Origin of the sequence: Planotetraspora kaengkrachanensis (assembly GCF_016862895.1) — a bacterium.
Classification (GTDB): domain Bacteria; phylum Actinomycetota; class Actinomycetes; order Streptosporangiales; family Streptosporangiaceae; genus Planotetraspora; species Planotetraspora kaengkrachanensis.
The window spans coordinates 130,330-153,821 of the sequence record NZ_BONV01000009.1; the positions used below are offsets into that span (position 1 = coordinate 130,330).

The 23,492-nt window shown below is 68.6% G+C and carries 26 protein-coding genes and 1 pseudogene; 11 read left to right on the forward strand and 16 right to left on the reverse strand.

The window, feature by feature from the left end; translation table 11 throughout:
• Positions 1-14 precede the first annotated feature (14 nt).
• From Pka01_RS12910 to Pka01_RS12940, 8 genes are all read right to left on the reverse strand, one after another.
• Positions 15-953 (reverse strand): carbohydrate ABC transporter permease, encoded by a 939-nt coding sequence (locus Pka01_RS12910; RefSeq protein WP_203882946.1) that lies wholly within the window; start codon positions 951-953, stop codon positions 15-17.
• Complete coding sequence (locus Pka01_RS12915; protein WP_203882947.1) at positions 950-1,975, reverse strand: ABC transporter permease; 1,026 nt, start codon at positions 1,973-1,975, stop codon at positions 950-952. The genes Pka01_RS12910 and Pka01_RS12915 overlap by 4 nt, the downstream gene beginning before the upstream one ends.
• Positions 1,975-2,178, reverse strand: coding sequence for a hypothetical protein (locus Pka01_RS12920; RefSeq protein ID WP_203882948.1), 204 nt, complete (start codon positions 2,176-2,178; stop codon positions 1,975-1,977). The genes Pka01_RS12915 and Pka01_RS12920 overlap by 1 nt, the downstream gene beginning before the upstream one ends.
• A gap of 73 nt (positions 2,179-2,251) precedes the next feature.
• A complete protein-coding gene (locus Pka01_RS41225) occupies positions 2,252-2,386 on the reverse strand; it encodes a hypothetical protein (protein ID WP_275414453.1) in 135 nt (44 codons plus the stop codon).
• 252 nt (positions 2,387-2,638) lie between these two features.
• The gene (locus tag Pka01_RS12925) at positions 2,639-2,779 is read right to left on the reverse strand and encodes a hypothetical protein (RefSeq protein WP_203882949.1); all 141 of its coding nucleotides are present in this window, start codon (positions 2,777-2,779) and stop codon (positions 2,639-2,641) included.
• A 60-nt stretch (positions 2,780-2,839) separates the two neighbouring features.
• Positions 2,840-3,337, reverse strand: a complete 498-nt coding sequence (locus tag Pka01_RS12930; protein ID WP_203882950.1) for a winged helix-turn-helix transcriptional regulator — start codon at positions 3,335-3,337, stop codon at positions 2,840-2,842.
• A 17-nt stretch (positions 3,338-3,354) separates the two neighbouring features.
• Positions 3,355-3,936, reverse strand: coding sequence for an NAD-dependent epimerase/dehydratase family protein (locus tag Pka01_RS12935; RefSeq protein ID WP_203882951.1), 582 nt, complete (start codon positions 3,934-3,936; stop codon positions 3,355-3,357).
• Between the two features lie 82 nt (positions 3,937-4,018).
• Positions 4,019-4,774: an SDR family NAD(P)-dependent oxidoreductase gene (locus Pka01_RS12940; protein WP_203882952.1), complete on the reverse strand. Its 756-nt coding sequence runs from the start codon at positions 4,772-4,774 to the stop codon at positions 4,019-4,021.
• 130 nt (positions 4,775-4,904) lie between these two features.
• Here Pka01_RS12940 and Pka01_RS12945 point away from each other — a divergent pair, with 130 nt between their 5' ends.
• Positions 4,905-5,339, forward strand: coding sequence for an Rrf2 family transcriptional regulator (locus Pka01_RS12945; RefSeq protein WP_203882953.1), 435 nt, complete (start codon positions 4,905-4,907; stop codon positions 5,337-5,339).
• Positions 5,340-5,402: 63 nt separating this feature from the next.
• On the opposite strand, the gene sigJ is transcribed toward Pka01_RS12945, so the two are convergent.
• Positions 5,403-6,329, reverse strand: coding sequence for an RNA polymerase sigma factor SigJ (sigJ, locus tag Pka01_RS12950; protein WP_203882954.1), 927 nt, complete (start codon positions 6,327-6,329; stop codon positions 5,403-5,405).
• Between the two features lie 173 nt (positions 6,330-6,502).
• On the opposite strand from sigJ, the gene Pka01_RS12955 reads away from it, so the two are divergent.
• The gene (locus Pka01_RS12955) at positions 6,503-6,901 is read left to right on the forward strand and encodes a hypothetical protein (RefSeq protein ID WP_203882955.1); all 399 of its coding nucleotides are present in this window, start codon (positions 6,503-6,505) and stop codon (positions 6,899-6,901) included.
• A 34-nt stretch (positions 6,902-6,935) separates the two neighbouring features.
• On the forward strand, positions 6,936-7,283 hold the full coding sequence (locus Pka01_RS12960) for a VOC family protein (RefSeq protein WP_203882956.1): 348 nt from the start codon (positions 6,936-6,938) through the stop codon (positions 7,281-7,283).
• Between the two features lie 36 nt (positions 7,284-7,319).
• On the opposite strand, the gene murD is transcribed toward Pka01_RS12960, so the two are convergent.
• Positions 7,320-8,726, reverse strand: a complete 1,407-nt coding sequence (murD, locus tag Pka01_RS12965) for a UDP-N-acetylmuramoyl-L-alanine--D-glutamate ligase (protein ID WP_203882957.1) — start codon at positions 8,724-8,726, stop codon at positions 7,320-7,322.
• 337 nt (positions 8,727-9,063) lie between these two features.
• On the opposite strand from murD, the gene Pka01_RS12970 reads away from it, so the two are divergent.
• The 3 genes from Pka01_RS12970 (at position 9,064) to Pka01_RS12980 (ending at position 12,775) form a co-directional block, all read left to right on the forward strand.
• Positions 9,064-10,179 carry a branched-chain amino acid aminotransferase gene (locus Pka01_RS12970; RefSeq protein WP_203882958.1) on the forward strand — a complete coding sequence of 372 codons (1,116 nt, stop codon included), beginning with the start codon at positions 9,064-9,066 and terminating at the stop codon, positions 10,177-10,179.
• Between the two features lie 77 nt (positions 10,180-10,256).
• Entirely contained in the window at positions 10,257-11,690 is a 1,434-nt protein-coding gene (murC, locus tag Pka01_RS12975) for a UDP-N-acetylmuramate--L-alanine ligase (protein ID WP_203882959.1), read from the forward strand.
• On the forward strand, positions 11,687-12,775 hold the full coding sequence (locus Pka01_RS12980) for a serine hydrolase domain-containing protein (RefSeq protein ID WP_203882960.1): 1,089 nt from the start codon (positions 11,687-11,689) through the stop codon (positions 12,773-12,775). The genes murC and Pka01_RS12980 overlap by 4 nt, the downstream gene beginning before the upstream one ends.
• A gap of 26 nt (positions 12,776-12,801) precedes the next feature.
• Here the strand turns inward: Pka01_RS12980 and Pka01_RS12985 are convergent, their stop codons facing one another.
• Together Pka01_RS12985 and Pka01_RS12990 are read right to left on the reverse strand one after the other, a co-directional pair.
• Positions 12,802-13,443, reverse strand: coding sequence for a nitroreductase family protein (locus tag Pka01_RS12985; RefSeq protein WP_203882961.1), 642 nt, complete (start codon positions 13,441-13,443; stop codon positions 12,802-12,804).
• Between the two features lie 65 nt (positions 13,444-13,508).
• On the reverse strand, positions 13,509-13,760 hold the full coding sequence (locus Pka01_RS12990; RefSeq protein ID WP_203882962.1) for a hypothetical protein: 252 nt from the start codon (positions 13,758-13,760) through the stop codon (positions 13,509-13,511).
• 221 nt (positions 13,761-13,981) lie between these two features.
• On the opposite strand from Pka01_RS12990, the gene Pka01_RS12995 reads away from it, so the two are divergent.
• Entirely contained in the window at positions 13,982-14,611 is a 630-nt protein-coding gene (locus Pka01_RS12995) for an HNH endonuclease family protein (RefSeq protein WP_203882963.1), read from the forward strand.
• 247 nt (positions 14,612-14,858) lie between these two features.
• The gene (locus Pka01_RS13000; RefSeq protein WP_203882964.1) at positions 14,859-15,368 is read left to right on the forward strand and encodes an NUDIX hydrolase; all 510 of its coding nucleotides are present in this window, start codon (positions 14,859-14,861) and stop codon (positions 15,366-15,368) included.
• Positions 15,369-15,511: 143 nt separating this feature from the next.
• Here Pka01_RS13000 and Pka01_RS41740 read toward each other — a convergent pair.
• Together Pka01_RS41740 and Pka01_RS13005 are read right to left on the reverse strand one after the other, a co-directional pair.
• Positions 15,512-15,667, reverse strand: a pseudogene (locus tag Pka01_RS41740) (IS701 family transposase); the annotation flags it as partial.
• 95 nt (positions 15,668-15,762) lie between these two features.
• The gene (locus Pka01_RS13005; RefSeq protein ID WP_203882965.1) at positions 15,763-17,076 is read right to left on the reverse strand and encodes an alpha/beta fold hydrolase; all 1,314 of its coding nucleotides are present in this window, start codon (positions 17,074-17,076) and stop codon (positions 15,763-15,765) included.
• Positions 17,077-17,190: 114 nt separating this feature from the next.
• Here Pka01_RS13005 and Pka01_RS13010 point away from each other — a divergent pair, with 114 nt between their 5' ends.
• Positions 17,191-17,556: a MerR family transcriptional regulator gene (locus tag Pka01_RS13010; RefSeq protein ID WP_203882966.1), complete on the forward strand. Its 366-nt coding sequence runs from the start codon at positions 17,191-17,193 to the stop codon at positions 17,554-17,556.
• 63 nt (positions 17,557-17,619) lie between these two features.
• On the opposite strand, the gene Pka01_RS13015 is transcribed toward Pka01_RS13010, so the two are convergent.
• Positions 17,620-18,069: a MarR family winged helix-turn-helix transcriptional regulator gene (locus Pka01_RS13015; RefSeq protein ID WP_203882967.1), complete on the reverse strand. Its 450-nt coding sequence runs from the start codon at positions 18,067-18,069 to the stop codon at positions 17,620-17,622.
• A gap of 57 nt (positions 18,070-18,126) precedes the next feature.
• Here Pka01_RS13015 and Pka01_RS13020 point away from each other — a divergent pair, with 57 nt between their 5' ends.
• Positions 18,127-18,534 carry a VOC family protein gene (locus Pka01_RS13020; protein WP_239114936.1) on the forward strand — a complete coding sequence of 136 codons (408 nt, stop codon included), beginning with the start codon at positions 18,127-18,129 and terminating at the stop codon, positions 18,532-18,534.
• A gap of 42 nt (positions 18,535-18,576) precedes the next feature.
• Positions 18,577-19,002: a hypothetical protein gene (locus tag Pka01_RS13025; RefSeq protein ID WP_203882968.1), complete on the forward strand. Its 426-nt coding sequence runs from the start codon at positions 18,577-18,579 to the stop codon at positions 19,000-19,002.
• A gap of 263 nt (positions 19,003-19,265) precedes the next feature.
• Here Pka01_RS13025 and Pka01_RS13030 read toward each other — a convergent pair whose 3' ends face one another.
• Positions 19,266-23,408, reverse strand: a complete 4,143-nt coding sequence (locus Pka01_RS13030) for a hypothetical protein (RefSeq protein WP_203882969.1) — start codon at positions 23,406-23,408, stop codon at positions 19,266-19,268.
• Positions 23,409-23,492: the final 84 nt, after the last annotated feature.

Genomic DNA, 23,492 nt, shown 5'->3' on the forward strand with positions numbered 1-23,492 from the left:
CAATCGGTGAATTGCTAGCCCTTGACGGCGCCGACCATCACGCCCTTGGTGAAGTGGCGGGCGACGAAGGGATAGATGATCAGTACGGGCAGGCTCGAGACGACGATGAGGGCGTACTTCAGGACGTTGGCCAGCTGTTGCTGCTGGAGCTGCTGGGCCACGTCCGCGACGCCGACGTTGCGCTGGTTCAGGATCAGCACGTTCCTGAGCACGATCTGCAACGGAAAGAGATCTTGATCCTTGAGATAGACCAGGGCGTCGAAGTAGGTGTTCCACTGGAAGATCACGTACATCAGCGCGAGGACGGCCAGCAGCGGCTTCGACAGCGGCAGGACCACCGACCGGAGATAGCGGAGCTCGCTCGCCCCGTCCAGCATCGCCGCCTCGTGCAGGTCCTCCGGGATGTTGGCGAAGAACGTGCGTGCGATGATCACCTGCCAGACGCCGATCGCGTTGGGGATCAGCAGCGCCCAGCGGGTGTTCAGCATGCCGAGGTCCTGGACCACCATGTACGTCGGGATCAGGCCGCCGGAGAACAGCATGGTGAAGATCAGGGCGGTCATCAGCACGTTGCGCCCGAAGAACCGCTTGCGCGACAACGGGTAGGCGATGGCGACGGTCAGCGTGACGCTGATCAAGGTGCCGAAGACGGCGTAGATCAGCGAGTTGTAGTACCCCCGCAGGATCTGCGGGTTGCTCAGCGCGACCTCGTAGGCGCGCAGCGAGAAGTCGACCGGCCAGAAGGTCACCCGGCCTGCGGAGACGGCACTCGCGCTGCTGAACGAGTTGGCGACGATGTAGATCAGCGGCAGCAGCACCAGCGCGAGGATGACCACCAGCATGCCCGTGACGGTGATCAGGAACACCCGGTCGCGGAACGGCTCGCGGACCCGCTCCTTCGCCGCCGGCTTCCGTCGCAGTCTGGACAGCGGCGACGTCGTCAGCGCGCTCATCCCCACAACCCCTTCCCGGTGATCCGCTTGGCGGCGAAGTTGACGAACAGGAGCAGGCAGAGATTGACCACCGAGTTGAACAGCCCGACGGCGGTCGCCATGCTGAAGTCCGCGTTGACCAGGCCGGTCTTGTAGACGTAGGTCGCGATGATCTCGGACTGGGCGAGGTTCAGGTCGTTCTGCAGGAGGAAGGCCTTCTCGAACCCGATCGCCATCATGTTCCCCACGCCGAGGATCAGGATGATCACGGCAGTGGGCATGATCCCCGGCAGGTCGACGTTCCGGATCCGCTGCCAGCGGCTGGCGCCGTCGATCTTCGCGGCCTCGTGCAGCGCGGGGTCGATGCCGGCGAGGGCGGCCATGTAGATGACGGCGGAGTAGCCCGTCGTCTGCCACACGTCCGACCACACGTAGATGTGCCGGAAGTAGTCCGGGTCGCCGAGGAAGTCGATCGCCGGGATCCCGAACAGGCCGATCGCGTCGTTCACGATGCCCAGCCGCGGCGACAGAATGAGGATCGTCATCGACACCGCCACGACGGTGGAGATGAAGTAGGGCGCGTAGGTGAGCATCTGCACCGTGCGCTTGAACAGGCCGCCCCGGATCTCGTTGAGCGCGATGGCCAAAATGATCGGAATCGGGAAACTGGCCAGCACCAGGTAGAACGCCAGGATGAAGGTGTTCTTCAGCAGCGTGCCGAAGACCGGGTTGCTGAAGAACAGCTCGAAGTTCTTGAACCCGACCCAGTCGCTGCCCCAGATGCCCTTGATGACGTTGTAGTCCTTGAACGCGATGACGGCGTTGCTGATCGGGATGTACTTGAAGATGACGAAGTACGCCAGCGGCACGATCACCAGCAGGTACAGCTGCCAGTACAGCCGCCAGGACCGCCGCGCATCGGTCCAGCGGCTGTGCAGGTAGCGCTCGACCGCGTTCCTGCTCCGCCGGGAGCCGGGCGGCGGCTCGGTCGGCGGCCGGGTGGTGCGGACCTGTGAGCCCGGGGACCGTGTGGTGATCTCCATCAACGCACCCTCAGGTCGGCGGCGTCGAGATCCCTGTCGACGCCGGCGGCGGGTGTGCACGGCGGCCGGAACCGGCCGTCCCTGATCACCGGTTCGGTACGGATGATGGCGCCCAACTCCGGAATGTGCTCGGCATAGCTGTCGTTCGGCATCGCGCCGGCCGGCACGTGCAGCAGCTCCATCAGGAAACGGGGTGACGTCACAGTCACACCTCCTGTTGAGGGTGGGGGTGGTACCTGTTGCGATATGGCCGGCCGTGGCCGGATAGAGGTCGGGTCAGGGTACGGCGAGCGACCGGACGCTCACCGCGGGCGCTCCCCCCACCCGCTCCTCGGCGAGGAGCACGCGGACGGACGCGGACGATCGTTGCCACAGGTGCCACAGCGGAGCCATGCCGTTCCCGGGAAACATAGGCGAAACGTAGGAGCAATATTTAACTTCGTCAAGTATTGATTTCCGATCCGCAGTCGCCCTACGCTCAGCGGCACCTATCACCTGCAGGCTCGCCGCCCCGAGGACGTGATGCTTCAGTGCCGGTCGACCCCGAACACCCGACCTAGGGCAGGCACCGAGAGTGGATCTCGACCGCCGGCTCGCGGCGCATGGAGATCCGATGAATCCGCAACGGGTGGCACCGGAACCCGCCGTCGCCCGCGAATGCCGTCAGTTCGGGGCGCGGCGTTCGATGCGAACCTGGGCGATGAGGCTGATGAGCGCGAGCAGGACGGTCAGCGCCGTGTAACAGACGACCGCGGGCACCTCGCCGAGAGGGCCGGTGAGGTAGCCCTCGATGACGATGGGCACTCCGAACGCGACATAGGAGACGACGTGTGATGGCCGGCGCGGACCAGGCCGGACGAACACTCAACCGCTCTGCGGGCCGGCCCAGTCGCCGTGCGCCACGATCGCGAGGTCCTCGAGGTCGAGATCCCTACCGGACACGGTGCGCGGGCCGATCATGACCGGTTCACCGGTGCCCCGTTCCACCAGGCGCAGGGGCCCGCCGTCCTCGCCCTGCAGGTGCTTCTTGCCCCACTGCATGAGTGCGAACACGGCGGGAACCAGGTCCCTGCCCTTCTCGGTCAGGATGTACTCGTAGCGGCTGCGCCTGCCAGGGACCTGATATGCCCGCTTGGCGAACAGACCGATGCCGGTCAGTTCCCTGAGCCGTGCGGCGACGATCGCGTCGGTCATCTTCGTCCGCCGGGCGAAGTCGTCGAACCGCGTCGTGCCGTAGAAGGCCTCGCGAAGGATCAGCATCGACGACCGCGTGCCGATGACGTCCATCGACTTCCCGATCGAGCAGTTGTCCAGCCGCCACGTGCTCCGATCGGCCAGAACGCCTTCGAATGTGAGCGACATGACTCCGCCTGACGCCGTTAGTCGGTGATGAGGACGACGCCGGACGGCTCGTCCAGCAGTTCGACCGTCCGGTCGGCGGCGCGGTCGATCTGGACGCGAGGCTCCGCGGGGATCCGTTGTTCGTTGTAGGTGCCCGGCCCGTAGAACTGCCCGTAGCTCAGTACGACGCCGCCTACGGCGAGGACGGAACGTTCCAGCTCGGCGACGGCCCGGGCGTCGGGCCCGTCCGGCAACCCCCAGGCGACGGTCTGCGCAAGGATCTTCGGCGATCCGCTCCGCCGTGCCGCCTCGATCACGTTCTGGTTGCCCTCGGTCCGGATGCGGGCGTTGAGCTCCACGTGATCACCGATCTTCTCCACCTCGTCCGGCAGATCGGTCAGCTCGTTCAGGATGACGTCCGGGCCGAAGTCGCGAACCGCCTGGATCAACGCGTCCCGGTCGAAGACGTCACACACGATCGGCTCGGCGCCGAGATCGGCCAGCAACTCCGTCTTGGCGGGCGAGCGCGTCATGCCCCCGACCACGTGTCCCGCCCGCACCAGCCGGGGAATCAGCCGCTGGCCGATCACGCCGGACGCACCGGCGAGAAACACCCTCACAACCCCTCCTAGCTATAGGATTTGATAGCCAGAACCTAGATGCTGACTGTGCCGACGTCAAGCCAGGTCTCTTGTGACGGATTCAGGCGTTGTAGCCGCCGTGTGCGTCCAGCACGGCGCCCGTTATGTACGAGGCGGCGGGGCTCGCCAGGAAGGCGATCGCCACGGCGATCTCGTCGGGATGGCCCATGCGCTGCAGGGACAGCGAGCCGACCAGGGCCTTGAGAATCTCGGGATCCGGCGGCTCCATTCCGCTCACCATCAGTCCGGCCTCCACGACGTTGGCAGTGATGCCGCGCGGCCCGAGGTCCCGCGCGACGCCCATGGTGTACCTCTCGATCCCCGACTTCGTCGCCGAGTAGTCGGCGACGCCCGGGACGCCCACCCGGGTGCCCAGCCCGGAACTCACCGTGATGATGCGGCCGTCGGCGCGCAGAACCCGGGAGGCGGCCCGGATGACGGCGATCACGCCCAGGTAGTTGGTGGCGTGCATCCGGTCGAGCGCGGCCGTGTCGGCGTCCGGGTCGTCCACCGTGCGCCCCTGCTCCGGTGAGATCGCCGCGTTGTTGACGAGGATGTCCAGGCCACCGAAGTACGCGACCACGTCGTCGATCAGCGCCGGCGCCCGGCCCGTGTCCGCCTGGTCCGACTTGAAGGCGACGGCCTTCGCCCCCTTGCCGCGCACCTCCTCGACGACGGCGTGCGCCTGCTCGTCGGAGCTGACATACGTGAACGCGACGTCGGCGCCCTGCTCGGCCAGCAGCCGTACGGTCGCGGCCCCCAGCCCGCGGGACCCCCCGGTGACCAGGGCGACCTTGCCCGTGAGCGGCTTGTTCATTCTTCTCACCCCATTGCTCGATCCCTCGTGGATGGTCGTAACCGTAGTCGTTACGACATTTTGATCGCAACATTTCTTGTTACGACAGTGCGTCGTAACATGGATCGTTACGGCCGAGAGGAGCAGGTCCATGAGCGCCAACAGCAGGTTGACCATCGCCGCGCACGCGCTGGCGTGGATCAGCCTCTACCAGCGCCAGGGCCATGAGGTCGCCACCTCAGAACAGATCGCGACCAGCGCGAACACCAACGCCGTGGTGATCAGGCGGTTGCTCGGCGAGCTGCGCAGGGCGGGGCTCGTGGAGTCTCGGAGAGGCGGGGGCGCGGGCTGGTCGATGGCACGCGAGCTGGAGTCGATCACCCTGCTCGACGTGTACGAGGCGGTGGAACCCGGCCCGCTGTTCGCGATGCACCGCGCCACCCCGGACCAGGAGTGCGTGGTGGGCTACGGCATCCAGCCGGCGATGCAGGGCATCTACGAGGTCATCGAGGAGACCCTGCGGCGCGAGTTGGCCCGCGTCACGCTGGAGGACGTGCTCCGCGACATCCTCGCGGCACCACGCTAGACGGCCCGTGATCTTACGTCGCGGCGCCCGCGGCAGGCATGCGGATCCCGGTCGTCCGCACCCCTAGTGCTGTGGCTCCGCCGTCCACGGACGGAGCTTCTCGGGGTTGCGTATCGCCCAGAGGTGCTTGATCCGGTCACCGACGACGTCGAACGCCAGCACCACCACGGTCACGCCGTCTCGCTGGGCCACCAGACCGGGCCGGCCGTTGACCGTACGCTCCAGGATCGTCAGGCCGGGTATCCGGCCGACGAGCTCGATGGCGTACCTCGCGACCTTCTCCCCGCCCTCGACCGGGCGGAACACGGCGCTGACCAGCCCGCCGCCGTCGGCGACGCCCGTGGCGTCGGGATCGAGGAGGCCGATGAGGGTCTCGATGTCCCTTGCCTCCCACGCCTCCTTGAAGTCCCTGACAATTCCGGCACTCCGGGCCGTCGGAGTCGCAAGGGTCTGCGACTCGCGTACGCGACGCCGGGCCGACGAGGCCAGTTGGCGGCAGGCGGCAGGCGTACGGCCGACGATCCCGGCCACCTCGGGGAAGGTGTAGCGGAAGACGTCGTGGAGGATGAACGCGACGCGCTCGGCCGGGGTCATCGATTCGAGCACGACGAGGAAGGCCATGTTGACCGACTCGTCGAGAGTGACCCGGTCGGCCGGATCGACCGGGGCGCCGCCCTCCGTTGGTTCCGGCAGCGGCTCAGGGATCCATTCGCCCACGTAGCGCTCTCGCCGGGCCCGCGCGGAACCGAGCAGGTCGAGGCAGATGCGGCTGGCGACCGTCGTCAGCCAGGCGCCGGGGGATTCGATGGCCTCCCGCTGCGGCCGCGACATGGCGTACCAGCGGGCGTACGTCTCCTGCACGACGTCCTCGGCATCGGACAGGGAGCCGAGGAGGCGGTACGCCAGATTGATCAGCTGACGCCGCTCGCTCATGATCGCGCTCAGGCTCGGATCTGGCCGGTCGTCCGCCGGCTCGGATCGAGTGGTCATGGTGACTCCCTTGGTGCCGCATCCGTCTTCACCGGTTCGACGAGACACCACGCCGAACTGTCAGGCCGGCGCGTCGCCTCACACTCCCGGCGGTCGCGTCGTCGGATCACTGAAACCCTCCGGCAGACGGGCCGTCGCGTCGACGCCCGTCTCGCAGCGTCAAGGAGCCACCCATGTTCTTGCGTGTCGCGATCACCGTGCAAGCCCTGGCCCTCTTCGTCCAGGCGATCACCGCCGGGCTGCTGTTGTCCTCGCCCGGCGGACACACGTTGCACAGCATCGGGGCGTACACCGTGTTCTTCGTGACGCTGTTCCACCTGCTCGTCGCGATCCTGGTGTGGCGGCCGGGCGGCGGCTCGCCCAGGCCGATCCTCTACGCGGTCGTGTTCTTCGGGCTCACGCTGGCCCAGATAGCGCTGGGCATCGCGCACGTGAAGACCCTGCACGTCCCGCTGGGCGTGCTGATGTTCGGCATGAGCGTCCTCCAGCTCAACCAGGTCTGGGCCGGGCGTCGGCACGTGGCCGCCCGGCTGCCGGCCGGGTCCGAGGTCCGTACCGGCCAAAAGGTCTGAACTCGTACGCCTGGCTTGAGACAGGATGGGCCACATGAGCATTCGCCGGGTCGTGCCCGACATCAGCAGTGAGGCGATCGACGAGAGCCGCGAGTTCTACGAATTGCTCGGTTTCGAGGAGGTCATGAACGCGGGCTGGGTGGTGACCCTGGCGTCACCGGACAACCCGACGGCGCAGGTCACGCTCATGGGCCCCGATGCCTCGGCGGCCGTGCAGCCCGATCTCAGCGTGGAGGTGTCGGACGTGGACGCCGTCCATGCGGTTCTGGTGGCGGCCGGCGCCGAGATCGTCCACCCGCTCCAGGACGAGACCTGGGGCGTGCGCCGCTTCTTCGTCCGCGACCCCAACGGACGCGTCGTCAACGTGCTCGGCCACCGCTGACCGGGAAGACCTGCACGCCCCGGTGAACGAGCCGGGTCAGCTCAGCGGGGCGGGCAACGCCAGCACGGCCCGGGCGAACGCGTCCCCTCGTTCGCCGTAGCCGGCGAACATGTCCAGCGAAGCGGCGGCCGGAGCCAGCAGCACGGTGTCCCCGGAGGCGGCGAGGCGGGCGGCTTCGGCGACGACGCGCTCCATGACCCCGCCGTCCCGGTCGGCCACCTCGATGACGGGAACACTCGGGGCATGGCGCTCGAGAGCCTCGCGGATGCGTTCCCGATCCACGCCCAGCAGTACCGCGCCGCGCAGCCGCGACGCGGCCTGCCGGACCAGATCGTCCACGTCGGCCCCCTTGAGCTGTCCCCCGGCGATCCACACGACCGAACGGAAGGCGGCCAGCGAGGCCGCAGCGGCGTGCGGGTTCGTGGCCTTGGAGTCGTCCACGTAGTCGACTCCGCCGACGCCGGCCACGTGCGCGATCCGATGCGGGTCCGGCACGTGCCCGGCCAGGCCCTGCCGTACGGCGGCGGCCGGGATCCCGTGCGCGCGGGCCAGCGCGGCGGCGGCGAGCGCGTCGGCCACGTTGTGCGGGGCGGGCGACCGGATGTCGGTCACGCCGGCGAGTTCCACCGCCTCATGCGCCGGGCCGGCCGCGAACGCCCGGTCCACCAGCACGTCGTCCACGACCCCGAGCTGCCCCGGACGCGGGGACCGCAAGGTGAAGCCCACCTTCAGGCCATGGGGGCCCTCCTCCGCGAGCCGGACAGGCCACGGGTCGTCGGCGTTGAAGACGAGCACCGGGGCGCGGGCGAAGATCCGTCCCTTGGCCCGCGTGTAGGCGTCCATCGACCCGTGCCAGTCCAGATGGTCGGGCGCCACGTTGAGCACCGCCGCCGCCTGTGGCGCCAGGCTGGACGACCAGTGCAGCTGGAAACTGGACAGCTCCACCGCGAGCACGTCGTACGGGCCGTCTACGGCCTCGATCACGGGCGTGCCGACGTTGCCGACGGCGAGCGCGTTGCGGCCGGCGGCGGTGAGCATGGCTGTCAGCATGCGGACCGTCGTGGTCTTCCCGTTGGTGCCGGTCAGCGCCAGCCACGGCGCGGCGCCGCCGGGACGCAACCGCCAGGCCAGTTCCACCTCGCCGATCACTTCGACGCCGGCGGCGGCCGCCGCGGTGAGCACCGGGTGGTCGGGGCGCCAGCCCGGTGAGGTGACCACCAGTGACACGCCTTCCGGCAGGTGCGCAGGCCCGAACAGGACCCGTACGCCGAGTTCGGCGAGGTCGGCCGCGGCGGCGCGGCGCTCCTCGCCGTCCCGCGACTCCAGCACGATCACCTCGCACCCGGCCTGGGCCAGGCGGCGCGCGGCGGCCCGCCCGGAGATCCCGAGACCGGCCACGCAGACCAGGCCGCCCATCCCACCGCAGGCAAGGACCCCCCGCATGTCGCTCCAATCATTTCCTTGATCGATCCGGTTCCCGGCGACCACGCACCTCGCCACTGCGCCGGCCGAGGCGAGCCAGCTTAGGGTCGACGGCATCGGTCCCTCATCCGCCTGATCGGCACGCGGCAGCGGCCGTTCCGGCCGGAAAGTGCGAGCGTGGCGGGGGTCCCCCCGCCGGCGAGCCGCCCCGGTGATACGTCGCCGATACCTGATGAAGCGGACATTGATGTGCGATTCAGGCAGGGCTGATACCCCCCTTGCGGACAGTGGGTCTGTGCGCGAAACCGCGCACCGGTCCTGGAGACCGTCACCACACGACGTAAGGAACACGCCTCGCATGACCCTGCCCGTGATCGAACGCAAGCCGGCCTCTCGCCCGCTCCCGGCGGAGCAGAGGGAGGAGGTCCTCGCGAGTCCCGGCTTCGGTGACCACTTCACGGACCACATGGTGACGATCACGTGGACCGAGGACGCCGGCTGGCATCGCGCCAGGCTCGTGCCCTACGGGCCGCTGCCGATCGACCCCGCGAATCTGACGTTGCACTACGCCCAGACCGTCTTCGAAGGGCTGAAGGTCCATCGGAGACCCGGCGGCGCCCTGGCGGCCTTCCGGCCGGAGGACAACGCCCGGCGCTTCCAGGCGTCCGCCCGCCGGATGGCCATGCCCGAGCTGCCGGTGGAGACCTTCGTCGCGGCCTGCGAGGCGCTCGTCCAGCAGGACAGGGCGTGGGTGCCCTCGCATCCCGGGCACGCCCTCTACCTGCGGCCGTTCATGTTCGCGACCGAATCCGGGCTGGGCGTCAGAGCGGCACGGGAGTTCCTCTTCGTCGTGATCGCCTCACCGACGGAGGGCTACTTCGCCGGCGAGATCCGGCCGGTGTCGGTCTGGGTGGCCGAGGACCACGTACGGGCGGCCCCCGGCGGAACCGGAGCCGCCAAGACGGGGGCCAACTACGCCGCCTCTCTCATGGGACAGGCACAGGCCGCCGCACAGGGTTGCGACCAGGTCGTCTGGCTGGACGCGCTGGAACGGCGCTGGGTGGAGGAGATGGGCGCGATGAACCTGTTCTTCGTCTACGGGGAACGCGTCGTCACGCCCGGACTGACCGGCACCCTGCTGCCGGGCATCACCCGCGCCTCGCTTCTGACCCTCGCCCGCGACCTCGGTCACGAGGCGGAGGAGGCCCGGATCTCCCTCCAGGACTGGCGGCGGGACAGCGCGGACGGTTCGCTCACCGAGGTGTTCGCCTGCGGCACGGCCGCGGGGGTCGTCCCCGTCGGGTCGGTGAAGACCGCTCACGACCGGTGGACCGTCGGCGACGGGCGTCCCGGCAGGGTGACCATGCGCCTGCGCGAGGCGCTGCGTGCGATCCAGTCGGGCACGGCGGCCGACACCCGCGGATGGATGCGCGAAATGGCCCAGACGGGTCACCGGGCACCCGGCCGCTCCTGACGCGCCCCCCGCCGGATCACGCACCCGCGCGGCCTCTGCCCTTCTCCCGACCAGCCTTCTTCAAGGAGAGACTCCGCATGTCCCCCAGCGTTCCCGCCCTGCCCGTGAACCTGCTCCGGCCGCACTTCATCGGCATCGGCGGAGCCGGAATGTCGGGTATCGCGAAGATACTCAACCGGCGCGGCGCCCGAGTGACGGGCAGCGACGCGCACGCGTCCGCCTCCACCGGAGCCTTACGCGACCTCGGCGTCACCGTACGGGCCGGGCACGACGCCGCGAACGTCCCCGCGGACGCGTCCTGTGTGGTCGTCTCCAGCGCCATTCCCGCCGGCAACCCGGAACTGGCCCTGGCGACGGAACTCGGCATTCCCGTTGTGCACCGCTCCCAGGCCCTGGTCGCGTTGATGGAGGGCCACCGCACGATCGCGATCGCCGGCACCCACGGCAAGACGACCACCACGTCGATGCTGGCCGTGGCGCTCACCGTGATGGGCGCCGATCCGTCGTACGCCATCGGCGCCGATCTCGACGTGCCCGGCTCGAACGCCCACCAGGGCGATGGCGGGATGTTCGTCGCCGAAGCCGACGAGAGCGACCGCAGCTTCCAGATCTACACGCCCGAGGTCGCGGTCGTGCTGAACGTGGAGTTCGAGCACCACGCGAACTACGCCTCGCTGGAGGAGATCTACGAATCCTTCGCGGCCTTCGCCGGCCGGATCATCCCGACCGGCTCACTGGTGATCTCAGCTGATCACGAAGGCGCCCGGGAACTGACCCGGCGGCTCGCCGGTCGCGGCGGCCCGCGGATCGTGACGTACGGCCGGTCGCCCGAGGCCGACGTCCGCATCCTCGACATCACCCTGCGAGGCATGACCAGCCGGGTCGTCGTCCTGATCGGCGGCGAGCGGCTCACCTTCACCGTCTCGGTGCCCGGCCGCCACTACGCCCACGACGCCGTCGCCGCGCTGGCCGCCGGGCACGCCTTCGGGCTGCCTGCCCGCGAACTCGCCCCGGCCCTCGCCGCCTACACCGGCGCCAGGCGCCGGCTTGAGCCGAAGGGCGAGGTCGCCGGCATCAGGGTCGTCGACACCTACGCCCACCATCCGACCGAGATGACGGCCGACCTGGAGGCGCTGCGCGAAACCATGGGCGGCTCACGCCTTCTCGTCGTCTACCAGCCCCACCTGTTCTCCCGGACCCTGCACCTGGGCGCCGCCATGGGCGAGGCGCTGGCCCTGGCCGACGCCTCGGTGGTCCTCGACATCTATCCGGCCCGGGAACAGCCCATACCCGGTGTCACCAGCGATCTGGTCGTCGCCGCGGCCAGGGACGCGGGGGCCCGCGTGACCCCGGTGCACGACATGGCGGCGGTCCCCTCCGTCGTCGCCGCGATGGCCAGGCCCCATGACGTCGTCGTCACGATGGGCGGCGGCGACGTCACGACGCTCGGCCCGCGGATCCTCGCCGCGCTGAGCCGCAGCGGCGCCGACGCCGGCCGGCTGCCACGGTGACCACGACAGGGAACCTGCCGCTGGGCCGATCCAGGAGGTCCAGGCCCTGCCACTCCGACCCCGTCACGCGGCTGCTGGAGGACGGAGTGCGCCACAGGACCTTTCCCGGCGCCGTTTGGGCGACCGGCGACGCGGACGGCCTGGACGGTTCCGGAGCGGTCGGCGTGCCTGACCCGGCCGTCCCCGGCGCGCCCATGCGGACCGGCACCGTCTTCGACGTGGCGAGTCTCACCAAGATCCTCGTCACCTGGTCGTCGATCGGCGCCCTGTGGGAGACGGACCGGCTCGACATCGACGCACCGCTCGACGCCTTCTGGCCCGAGGTGACAGGCCATCCGGTGGGCGGCCTCACCACCCGCCACCTGCTGACCCACACCGCCGGCCTCCCTCTGCGGGCTCAGCTCAGGCACCTGTACGGCATCGACCGCGCGGACATCCGCGAAGGTGTGCTGCGCGAGCCGCTTCGTCGTCCGCCCGGCCAGGCCGTCGAGTACACCGACCGGGCCGCCATCATCCTCGGTTTTCTCGCCGAGCACCTCACCGGCGTACGGCTTGACGAGCTCGCCGCGGCGCAGACCTGGCGGCCGCTCGGCATGACCACCACCTGCTACGGCCCCCTGGCACCGGAGATGCGATCCCGGTGCGCCCCGACCGAGGCCGACCCGGACACCGGCCTGCACGTCAAGGGGTCCGTGCACGACTTCTCCGCCCGGCTGCTCGGCCCCTCGTGCGGCAGCGCCGGCGTCTTCTCCACCACGGAGGACCTGGGCGTCTTCCTCCGGCACGTGCTCGGCGGAGCGACGTGCACCGGCCGGCCGGGATTCGGAGCGGCCTGGACCTCGCTCTCGCTGCGGGTCCAGACCGGTGACCTGCGGCCCGTACGGGGACTGTTCTGGCAACTCGCCCCCGGCACCGACCCGGCGGACGACACCTGGGTCCACTACGGCTTCACCGGCGTCGGCATGTGGGTCAGCCCCCGGCTCGGCCGCTGGGCGGTCCTGCTGACGAACAAGGTGTACTACACCCGCGACAAACAGCCCCTCACCGATGTCCGCGACCGTTTCCGCAGCCTCGTCTTCGGCTGACTCGACTCCGCGGCCGAGATCGGCGGCTACCAGGTGTCCCAGTGGATCACCTGGTCGGGGTGGGGACGGGCGGCCGGCCGGAAGTCGGTCCCCTTGGTGTACGCGAGGGGCGACAGCACGGCCTGCGCGACGGTGTCATAAGGAATGCCGAGGATCTCCGCGACGTCCCGCTCGCGGGCCACGTGCATCGACGTCCACGCGGTGCCGAGCCCGCGCGCCCTGGCCGCCAGCATGAAACTCCACATCCCCGGCAGGATGTTGCCGATCCCCGCGCTGGCCGAGGCCCGATCCGCACCCTCGGTGCAGCCGAGCACCAGCACGGGAGCCTCGCCCATGTGCTCACCCAGGTAGTCGGCCGAACTCGCCACCCTGCCCTGGATCCGATCACGCTCGGCGTCACCGGTGGTCAGCCTGCCCGCGTAGCCGGGCGACGCCTTGTACATGGCATACACCTGCCGGTACACCTCGCCGATCGCGCGCCGTTTCTCCTCGTCCCGGACCACCACGAACCGCATCGTCACCACATTCGACCCGGACGGCGCCTGCAACGCCATCGCCACGCACTCCCGCACCGCGTCGTCGGGGACCGGACGGGTGAAATCGAGCCGCCTGCGCACCGCACGCGTGGTGGAGAGCAACTGGTCAGGGGTGAGATCGAGCAACGTCATGGCGACGAGTCTATGGATTCACGCCCGGGCGTCCCGCCGGGGACCCTTCGAGATCAGGCCGGAGATCAGGGTGTCCATCCCAGGAACGCCTCGCCGGCCGACATGCCGCCCAGCCAGATGCCCGTCGCCGCGAACGGAACCGCCAGGCCCCAGGCGGAGCGTCTGTACACGGCCCGTACGGCCAGGCCGAACAGCACGGCCCACGCCACGAGAAGGACGATGATCGCCCAGAGCGGGGCCACCAGCCCGCTCGCCAGGTAGAAGGGCAACGTGCCCAGGTGACCGACCAGTCCCAGCCAGCTCGCCACACGGGACAACCCGGGACACCTCCAAAAGGATCAGATCGCGCCTCGTTCACCGTACAGGTGATCCGCGCCGTGATCGGGCTAAGCCGCAATCAGGTCGCTCGCGCTCGTTAACTTGATCTTTACGGATTTGCCAGACGTGCATGTAAATGTCCTTTTTGGCCGCATCCTTGCCCCCGCCCAGGAACCCCTCACCTGGCCGAGGACGCAGGCCAGAAAGGGACCGGCTCGCCATGCGCCGAGTTGTCTCTGTGGTGTCAGCCGCCCTCGCGGCTCTCGTCATCTCCGGACTGACCGCTGGACCCGCCTCCGCCACCCCGCCCGGAATCCCGTCGGCGAGCACCGCGAAGTCGGAGCTGGCGGCGCTGACCGTCGCCGCCGAATCACACGCCTCCACCTACGACCGGAGCCTGTTCCCCCACTGGATCACCATCTCGGGCGCGTGCGACACCCGTGAGCAGGTGCTCAAGCGCGACGGCACCAGCGTGGTCACCAACTCGTCCTGCGCCGCGACCTCGGGCCGCTGGTACAGCCCGTATGACGGGGCCACCTGGACCGCCGCCTCCGACGTCGACATCGACCACATGGTCCCGCTCGCCGAAGCCTGGCAGTCGGGCGCCTGGAACTGGACGACCTCGCGACGCCAGGCGTTCGCCAACGACCTGAGCAGGCCGCAGCTGTGGGCGGTCACCGACAACGTCAACCAGTCCAAGGGCGACCAGGACCCGGCCACCTGGAAGCCTTCGCTGACCTCGTTCCGCTGCACCTACGCCAGGGCGTGGGTCCAGGTGAAGTCCACCTACGGCCTCTCGGTGGACAGCGCCGAGAAGAGCGCCCTGAACAGCATGCTCGCGGCCTGCTGACGACTCGCGTGGCGCCGCCGACCGGCGGCGGGAGCGGCCCCCGACCAGCACTGCGCGGGTCGGGGGCCGCCGTCGTTTCCCGCCTTTCTCAACATGCCGCGGATCCGTCACTCCCCACGCAGCCCGTGCGCCCAATTCAATTGTCGCCGCCGGGCCGCATACATATCGCGTTTGAAATTGTCCACTTCCCCGAACACGGCAATGGCGACGGCCGCCGTGTCCAACGCCCGTGCTACAGTCCCCAGTCGTGGAGGAATGGAGATTCTGCCCGGTCTGCGGCCGCGACCTCGACCATCTCGGCAGCAGAGAGAACCCCTACGTGAAGTGCAGGGAGTGCGAATTCTTCAGATACAACAACCCTCTCCCCACGACCATCGGGGTCATAGAAGATGAGGGAAAGTATCTTCTCGTGCGACGCGCCATAGCGCCTGAATTGGGAAAATGGGACTCGGTGGGCGGTTTTCTGGCGCCCGGCGAGCGAGCAGAGGAATGCCTGGCACGAGAAGCCAGGGAAGAGATCGATTGCGAACTCGAGAACATCCGCCCGATAGGCAGTTATGCGTCGATATACGGATCGACCGGGCTGCGGACCGTCGGGTTCGCCTTCACCTGTTCTCTCGCCAGAGGCAGCCGCATAAAACTCTCCTCGGAAAACAGCGAATACCACTGGTTCCGGCCCGAAGAAATTCCGGTACTGGCGTTCGAAGACGTCCGACGGGCGGTCGCGGATGTAGTCGGCGGCAGACAGCACGGATAGCGTTCACTCCGGCGCGGCAAACGATTCGCGTTTCCAGTTTCCGAGGCTCGAGGAAATCGCGTCCCGTCGGCGGGCTGCGGCCCTGCGCTTCAAGCGCCCTAGTACTCCAGCCGCACTTATTGATCTTTGAGTTGTCGCCGCTGCTAGTGAGACTGTTGAGCGTGGATCTGGTGGCGTCGCCACCACAGGGCCCAGCGGTGAACGTGGCCTTCGTTGGTCGGTGGTCGGGTCAGTAGGGCGAACAGGCGACGAATCTCGTTGGCGGAGATCGCGATCAGGTGGTCGCCGTGAGTGATCGGTGTTGGGCCCTTCTGCGGGGCCGATGTGCGACTGGAGTACTAACGCTCCGTCACCACCGAAAGAGAGACAGAGCCGTTCAATGGACAGACCCCGCTCACGGGAGCACATCCGTGCGCAGGCGGGTCTGGACGAACTTCTCTATCCGCCAGGAGCCATCGACCTTGGCGAACTCGCCGTGATAGTGGCCGTAGCCGCGCACCTTGAGGGTGCTGCCGTCGATCCAGTCCTCCATGTTGATGGTCGAGGACGCAGCCACCGGCGAGTGGACCTCGGTGGTGAAGGAGAACAGGTGGTGGATCGCGGTGGCGTCGCCGACGCTGGTGGTGATGACGTCCTCGATCTCCTTCGGGCCGGTCATCTGCATAACCTGGACGCCTTGCGGGTCATAGATCGTGAAGGTCGCCTCCGGTGCGAACAGCCGCGCGAGCTGGTCGAACTGTTTGTGGTCGGCGTAGTAGGCGTACTGGGCCATGAACTGGCGGATCTCGTCGACGATGACCAGCCGCTCAGTATCGGACACCGCGAAGAATCGGCGGAATCGCTCCGCGGTGGCCTGCGGGTTGTCGAACGCGTACGCGTGGGAAGCCTGCGCAATGACATCGGTTTCGATGTTCTCGGCGACCTGCCGGGCGCCGGCCAGCAGTTGGCCGCGGTAGTAGCCGTGGTCGCCGTTGAGCACCAGGACCGGCATCGGGAGCCGGGTCGTGAACTCGGCCCGGTTGGCCTTGCCGTCCTCGATCATGGCGCCGTAGTGCTGGAAGCCGCCGCGGATGCCGTTCGGGCCGGTGAAATGCGGCAGATAGTGGGCGACGCCGTATTCCTCGGCGTCCGGCCGCACCGAGGTCAGCCGGTAGAACGGTGTGAGGTATTCGGTTTCCTTGCCCTGGGTGAGGAACGTGGCGAGGTCGACCTGGCCGCTGAACCCGAAGCCATAGGTACCGCCCTCGACGGAAGGGTTCATCATCTCCTCAAGGCCGAAGCCGGGGATCAGCGTCTCGGAGAGCACCAGCCGGCGGACCTCGTCAGGGTGCCGTGACGCGTACGCGTAGACCACCATGCCGCCCACGTCCATGCCGACCAGGTTGATCGGTCCGAGACCCAGCCCGAGCACGATCTGCCGGATGTCCTCGGCGACGTTGGTCTTGGCGAAGGTGTCGCTCTCGGCTGGGTCGGAATCGCCCATGCCGCGCAGGTCGGGGGCTAGCACGGTGTAGCCCTGGGCCGCCAGCATCGGCATTAGCTCACGCCATACCGCCCAGGTGAACGGGAAGCCATGCACCAGCACGACCGCCGGGCCGGCGCCGCCGATCACGTAGTGGATGCGGGTGCCGTTCACTTCGGCGTAGCGGTGGTGGAAGCCGTGCAGGCCGTCTACCGCAGTTCCCGGTTCGGGATGAGTCACAGTCATCGGAGCCTCCTAGATTGTCGGTCGGCTCGAACGTAAACCTTGGAGTATGCTCCAAGGTCCAGGGTGATCCGCGTCTCACTCCACTCCGCTCGGATCGACAGGGAGGCTCAGCGTATGTTGATCGGCGAATTCGCAAAACGCGTCGGCGTCAGCACCGACACGATCCGCTTCTACGGGAAGGTGGGCTTCTTCTCCAGTAGCCGCAGCGAGAACGGCTATCGGCACTACACCGAGAAGGACATCGAAACGGCCGACCTCATCGCCTCCGGGAAATCGATAGGTTTCTCCCTGCGCGAGATCCTGGCCTTCTCCCAGGAGATGACCGACGGCGTGCTAGATCACGCGCGAGCACAAGAGAGCCTGCAGTCCAAGATCAACCTCATCGACGAGCGGATCGCATCACTGAAACGAGTCCGGAAGCTGGCGCAGCAGCAACTCGACTATTGCCGGGCGGTGGAGGCGCAAGAGCTCTCTGTGTGAAACGCCGCTCTGGGCAGATAACGAACGGCAACAACTCAAAGATCAATAGGTGCGGTCGGAGCACTAGGAGCGGCCGAGCCCGCCGTACACCTTCCGCAGAAGGGTGTGCAGCCGGAGCCGGTCCTCCCGGCTCAACGGAGCGAGGATCTCGTCCTGCACCCTTCTGGCGTCGGCGTCCAGCTCGGCGAGTGCCGTACGCCCGGAGTCCGTCAGGGTGACGGCGACCCGGCGCCGGTCACCGGGGTCACGCGAGCGGTCGACGTAGCCGGCGACGGCCAGCTCGTCCACCACCTTGGCCACGTCGCTCGGGTCCATCGCGAGCCGGGTCGCCAGGTCACGCTGCGCGTGCGGGCCGAAGTCCGCCAGGGCCGCCAGCGTCGCCATGTGCCAGAGCCGGAGCCCGCGGGCGGCCAGCCGCTCGGCGAGCCCGGCTCGCGCCGCCTTGCCCGTCAGAGACAGCAGATAGGTGCTGAGCCCGAGCAGGCTGGGCGGCCGACCGGTGGAGAGGTCCATACGGGCAATTGTAGGGTTAGCCCTATAGTGGGTCTTCACCTACTATTGGAGGACATCATGGACGCCCTTCACCCCCGGCTGCTCGTCACCCGCTTCTCCCCCAGCTTCGCCTTCTACGACGCCGTCCTTCCCGAACTGCTCGGCGCCGAGCTGGCGAGAGGCGACGCGAGCGGGCCGTACGCCGCCTGGGACGTCGACGGTCAGGGGGTGCTGGTCCTGTTCGACCGTGCCGCGATGGCCGCGGTCGCGGGGACGGCGAGCCTGCCCGCCGACGGCTCCCCCGCGCAGGACGACGTGATGTTCGTGTGCCGGGTGGCCGACGTGGACGCCGCGCTGACGCTCTGCCTGCGCCATGGCGCGACACCGGCGGCCGCCGCGGCCGACCGTCCCGAATGGGGTCCGGGCCTCCGGACCGCCCACGTCCGCGGCCCCGAGGGCATGCTGATCGAGCTGCAGTCCTACTGAGCGGCCTCTTCACAATCGGTGCGCCTGCCTCGTCGTACAGGTATGACCATCACCTTGCGTCGCCTGGTGCTCGTGGTGATGACCGCGGCCAACGCGGTCACCGGTGGCTGGGCCTACGGCGCTCCGCGACACTGGTACGAAAACTTCCCAGGAATGGGCCGGAGCTGGCTGCCCCAACTTGGCCCCTTCAACGAGCACCTGGCCAAGGACGCCGGGGCGATGTTCCTGGCCCTCACGGTCTTGGGCCTGATCGCGCTGTGGCAGGTGAAGAACACCATGTTCATGCAGGTCACCGCGCTCGTCCTGCTGACGTTCAACGTGCTGCACCTGATCTACCACATGCGTCATCTGCACGTGTACGGAGATCTCGACAAGGCGCTCAACGTCGTCGTACTGATCCTGCTGGTCGTCCTGCCCCTCGTGCTGCTGGTGCCCGAGCGGACCAGGAAACCGGTCGCCGCGGGCTAACGCACGGCCGGCAGCACGCGATTCGAGAGCACCTGCCAGATGGCTTCGACCTCACGGAAGCCCGCATCGCGCAGCGCCGCCACGGGGACGTCGAATCCCGGCGGCGACTCCTGCCGCCGCTTGCCGGCGAACCGCCGAGTCCGCTCGGTCAGCAGCGCGGTCGGCGGCTCACGCCCGGTGCGCCGGGGACCGCCCCGACTTCGGCCGGCCAGGAAGGGCCCCCTTGCGGTGGGCCCTTCCGGTCAGTGCGTCCGAGCGCCCGATCACCTCTTCTTGATGAGCGTCACCTCCACGGACCGGCTCGCGCTCCGACCGGTCGCGTTCTCGAACGTGATCGTGAGATCGACGGCAAGCCTGCCCAGCTTGATCAAGGTTTGGCGGTACGCGGGCGCGACCGTCACCTTCATCGTGAACGTGCTCCCCTCGCGCACCTGACGGGTGACCGTGGCCACCTTGTCGCCGGACAGGGTGACCGTGCCGGCCGTGTTCACCGTGGTGGTGATCGTCGCCGCGCCCGCGTCGGCGTCGGTCTCCACCTTGCCGATCTTGATCGTGGGCGGCGGGGTCACCGGGGCGACGGTGTAGGTCACCGGGCTGGAGCGGGTCGCGTTCCCGGATGAGTCGACGACCAGCGCCTGGAACGTGACGTGCCTGCCGGCGTCCTTCGGACCCGGCGTCCAGCTGAGCAGATACGGCGCGGTGGTGGTGCTTGCGACCTTGGTGCCGTCGACGAGCAGGCTCGCCGACTGGACGGCGAAGTCGTCGGCGCCACGGATGAGCGGATGCACCGTGGATCCCACCTGGAACACCGATCCACGCCCCGGGTCGGCCACTTCGGCCGTCGGCCCGTGGTCGGCGACGCGACCCACTCCGGTCGGCACCCCCCGCGGCGGCGACGAGCGGAGACCGGTGACGGCGACCGTGGCCGCGCCCGTGCTGTCGGGGCCGGAGACGGCCTTGAGCCCGGTTCGTGTCTTGTGGCCCGTACCCAGGTAGCTGCCCGACAGGGCGAACGGTGCGCCTTCGCGCACGGCGGTGTTGCCGGCGTCGGCGTTGTACACCGCGAACCCGTTCCCGGTGAGGATGTCACCCGAAGCGGTGAGCGCTCCGGCCGTATCGGTGCCGGCGTCGGTCAGCAGGATGCCGTACGACTGCGACGGCGCGGGCGTGTAGTAGTTCCCGGTGATCCGGCTGTCGTTCACGAAGCCGGTCACACCGCTGGTGTACTTCACGCCGGCCTGCGGGAACAGGCTGTTCGGCTTGCCCGTGACGACCGTACCGGTCACGTATCCGTGATACCGGATGCCGGTCCGGACGGTGTTGTCCGGGCTGCCGTCCTTGCCGCGGGCGCCGTCGAACAGGATGCCGCCCGATTGGTAGCCGGTGATCACGCTGTCGGTGACGGTGAGCTCGCTCTCGACCGTGCCGGGGCCTGCACCCTGGATCACGCCGGTCTTTACGACACCCCAGCCGTGCGGGTGCCCGGCCAGCTCCTGCGCGTCGGCCGCGACCTTCATCGGGCCGACGACGCTGTTCGCGACCCGTCCGGCCGCACCGAAGTAGGCGATGCCCGCCTCGGCCCAGACCTTGCCCGAGGTCACCGTCACGCCCGAGATGTCGACGAACATCTCGTTGGTGTCGGTCGAGCCGAGAGACTGCCTGGACACCGTGATCACGTTGCCGCCGCCGTCACGCAGGTACGGCTGGTCGCCCGCCAGCGTCCCGAGCGACTGGTCGGGCTCGATGGTCACCTTGTCGGATCCCGCACCCTTGATCTTCAAGGGCTTGTTGATGGTCAGGCCGTTCCTCGCGCCCGTCTGAACGGGGTTGGACGTGCTGTTCACCGGAGTCGAAGACTCCTGGTATACGCCCGCGCACACCACGATCGTGTCCCAGGGCGCCGCGTGGTCGACGGCCGTCTGGATCGAGGTGAACTGGGCGTTCGGGCACTGCTTCCTGTCGTCGTCGACGGTCCAGGTCGTGTTCCCCTGCGGGTTCGCGACCACGTCGTTGAGCTTGACGTCGCCCGGAGTGTTGTCGTAGGCGGCGAGGTACGCCGCCGGGTCCGGACCGGCCGTCCTGCCGTAGCCGGCGCCGTTCGCCCTGTCGCCGTCCGAAAGGATCTTCGATCCCGCCTCGCTCTCCTGGAAGCGCACGTCGGCCAGCTCGATCGAGCCGGACTTCGGCATGTCGCCCACGCCGAAGCGGAACTCGAGCTTCGACAGGGAGCCGACGTCAACGCCCTGTGCGGCGAACTCACCGAGCGGGACGCGGATCTGGTCGAGGACGATGTGCGTGTTCGGGGTGTTCGTTCCGGTCGACATGTGCAGGGCGTTGCCCCAGCGGGGGTCCCCGGCGTCGACGGTGCCCTCGTGGCCGGCCGTGTCGCTCAGCGCGATCACGAAGTTCTGGGTCGTCGAGGCCGGGTCGTACGACGTCGGCAGTTCGTTCGGCCACACCGGGTTCGCCGGGGTGCCGTTCACCGTCGTGTCCCGGGTGTTGTCGCCGCGATTGTCGGCGCCGGGGTTGCGGGTGTCGAAGAAGTTGACGGCTGCGCTCAGAGCCAGGGCCTTGAGGTCGCGCATGTCCTTCGACGCGGCCGGGATCTGGGCGGTGAGCGTGGCGGCCGAGTTCCGGTCCCACGCGAGGGTGAGCTGGCGGCCGTAGGAATGGTTGATCGGGCTGTTCTCGCGGGTGCCGTTCTGCCCGCCGAGCGCGCTCGCCGTGGGCAGCGGGCAGGGCTTGGCCGCGGTCGGCAGCCTGCTCTTGCCGAGTTGCGACGGCGCGAAGTCCTGAGGCTCCGGGTTGCACCAGTCGTACCCGCCCGCGGTCCTAGCCGGCTTCGGTGCGACACCGGCGGCCTGCGCGTACGGGTCGGCGAAGCCGCCGCCGGTCAGGGAGCCGCCGAGGGCGTTGAGCGTGAGCGGGTTGCCCACCTCGGGACGTATCACGTCGACCCGCTCCTGCGGCGCGGCGAAGTAGGTCGTGTTGACCCGCTCGTTGCACGGGATGGCCGTGCCGGACGGACTCGTGGGACACGCCGCCGGCGGGACCTGCAGCCCGGTGGAGGTGTCCGAGAGCTCACCGGTCATGTACGGCTGGAACGCGCCCTCGCCGCCGACGTAGCGGCGGAGGAAGGCGGCCATCGTGGCCAGTCCGAGCTTCTCCTGGTCGCCCATGCGTGCCGCGTCACCCGAGATCTTGGTGTTCACGGCGGGGTTGAGCGGATCGGAGTTGTCGATCGCGTAGTTCAGATTCGGGTCGGTGTAGCTCGCCGCACCGCTGAGCCGCAGGTTGTGCGGGTGGATGTTGTTGGTCGCGAACGGCGCCGAGTTGCCGCACGCGGCGTCGTTGTTGCTCTGGCCGTCCGCGCCGCCGTCGGCGTACCACACGGAGTTGTACCAGTTGTGGATCGCCCCCAGATGCTCCACCTGGATCCGCGGGAAGGGGTCGCCCGGGTTGACGTACTGGCTGCGCTCGAACAGGCGGGCGCCCTGCAGGTTGGAGACGTCGCCGTCGCACATCGGCAGGATCGCCATGAACGGCATGCCGTACGGCGCCTTGCGTTCGTAGTCGACCGGCGCCAGCGAGATGACACCGCGGATCGGGTACCGCGGGCCGTCGGTGCGGATGCGGTTGTAGTCGAGGAAGTTCGCGACGGCGTCGCCACCCCGCGAGTGCCCCATCAGGCCGATGCGGGTCAGGTCGAGGTGGCCGGAGAGCGTCGTGCCGATGGTCGTGTGCGGGTCGACGGGCAGGCCCTTGGCCCGGGTCGCCGCGCTGATCGCGTCGAGAGCGGCGGCGATGAGCATGCGCCGGTTGTGCATGCCCTTGCCCTTGTTGTTGTCCTGCCGCATCATCAGCTGGTCCTGCGAGATGGAGAACGTCGTGTAGCCCCACGTGGCGAGGTTCTCCGCGAGGTACGCGTAGCCGTTCTCGTTGTGCTTGAACTGGGCGCACGTGAGGTTCACGCTGTCCTGCCCGGAGTCGCACGAGCCGTGGTTGCCGTGCACCAGGATGATCAGCGGTGAGGGCTTGGTGCGCCGGGCCCAGTCCGGCATGTAGAGCTGACCGCGGATTTCGACCTGCTCCGGCGCCTGGGCCGTCCCTGCCGTGGGGGCGGCGCCGTCGGAGTTCGGCTCCTCGATGGCCGCCAGGCCGAACTTGGCCTCCTCGATGACCCGGTGCCCGAACGGCCCGCGGGCCATCGGGTCGGGCAGGTCCGCCGAAGTCGTCGTTCGCGTCGCTGCTGCCGTCGTGGACGCCGTGGTGGTCGCACTGGTGGTCGCACTGGTGGCCGCTCTGGCCGGCGCCGCCGTCACCAGCGAGGTCAGGGCCGATGAGACCGTCAGCGCGGCGATCACCCGGAGAAGCAGCCGGGCACTTCTCCGTGTTCTTTCTTTCACAAAGCTCTCCCGAAAAAGGAGTTGAGAAGTATTGCAATCGGGACGTTAGTCAGCCCACGTTTCTTGAGTGTTTCCCGAGGCATA

Coding starts and splice junctions, on each gene's coding strand:
- Pka01_RS12910 (WP_203882946.1), bottom strand. CDS start 953: ATGAGCGCGCTGACGACGTCGCCGCTGTCCAGACTGCGACGGAAGCCG.
- Pka01_RS12915 (WP_203882947.1), bottom strand. CDS start 1,975: ATGGAGATCACCACACGGTCCCCGGGCTCACAGGTCCGCACCACCCGG.
- Pka01_RS41225 (WP_275414453.1), bottom strand. CDS start 2,386: ATGTTTCCCGGGAACGGCATGGCTCCGCTGTGGCACCTGTGGCAACGA.
- Pka01_RS12930 (WP_203882950.1), bottom strand. CDS start 3,337: ATGTCGCTCACATTCGAAGGCGTTCTGGCCGATCGGAGCACGTGGCGG.
- Pka01_RS12940 (WP_203882952.1), bottom strand. CDS start 4,774: ATGAACAAGCCGCTCACGGGCAAGGTCGCCCTGGTCACCGGGGGGTCC.
- Pka01_RS12945 (WP_203882953.1), top strand. CDS start 4,905: ATGAGCGCCAACAGCAGGTTGACCATCGCCGCGCACGCGCTGGCGTGG.
- sigJ (WP_203882954.1), bottom strand. CDS start 6,329: ATGACCACTCGATCCGAGCCGGCGGACGACCGGCCAGATCCGAGCCTG.
- Pka01_RS12955 (WP_203882955.1), top strand. CDS start 6,503: ATGTTCTTGCGTGTCGCGATCACCGTGCAAGCCCTGGCCCTCTTCGTC.
- Pka01_RS12960 (WP_203882956.1), top strand. CDS start 6,936: ATGAGCATTCGCCGGGTCGTGCCCGACATCAGCAGTGAGGCGATCGAC.
- murD (WP_203882957.1), bottom strand. CDS start 8,726: ATGCGGGGGGTCCTTGCCTGCGGTGGGATGGGCGGCCTGGTCTGCGTG.
- Pka01_RS12970 (WP_203882958.1), top strand. CDS start 9,064: ATGACCCTGCCCGTGATCGAACGCAAGCCGGCCTCTCGCCCGCTCCCG.
- murC (WP_203882959.1), top strand. CDS start 10,257: ATGTCCCCCAGCGTTCCCGCCCTGCCCGTGAACCTGCTCCGGCCGCAC.
- Pka01_RS12985 (WP_203882961.1), bottom strand. CDS start 13,443: ATGACGTTGCTCGATCTCACCCCTGACCAGTTGCTCTCCACCACGCGT.
- Pka01_RS12995 (WP_203882963.1), top strand. CDS start 13,982: ATGCGCCGAGTTGTCTCTGTGGTGTCAGCCGCCCTCGCGGCTCTCGTC.
- Pka01_RS13005 (WP_203882965.1), bottom strand. CDS start 17,076: ATGACTGTGACTCATCCCGAACCGGGAACTGCGGTAGACGGCCTGCAC.
- Pka01_RS13010 (WP_203882966.1), top strand. CDS start 17,191: ATGTTGATCGGCGAATTCGCAAAACGCGTCGGCGTCAGCACCGACACG.
- Pka01_RS13015 (WP_203882967.1), bottom strand. CDS start 18,069: ATGGACCTCTCCACCGGTCGGCCGCCCAGCCTGCTCGGGCTCAGCACC.
- Pka01_RS13020 (WP_239114936.1), top strand. CDS start 18,127: ATGGACGCCCTTCACCCCCGGCTGCTCGTCACCCGCTTCTCCCCCAGC.
- Pka01_RS13025 (WP_203882968.1), top strand. CDS start 18,577: ATGACCATCACCTTGCGTCGCCTGGTGCTCGTGGTGATGACCGCGGCC.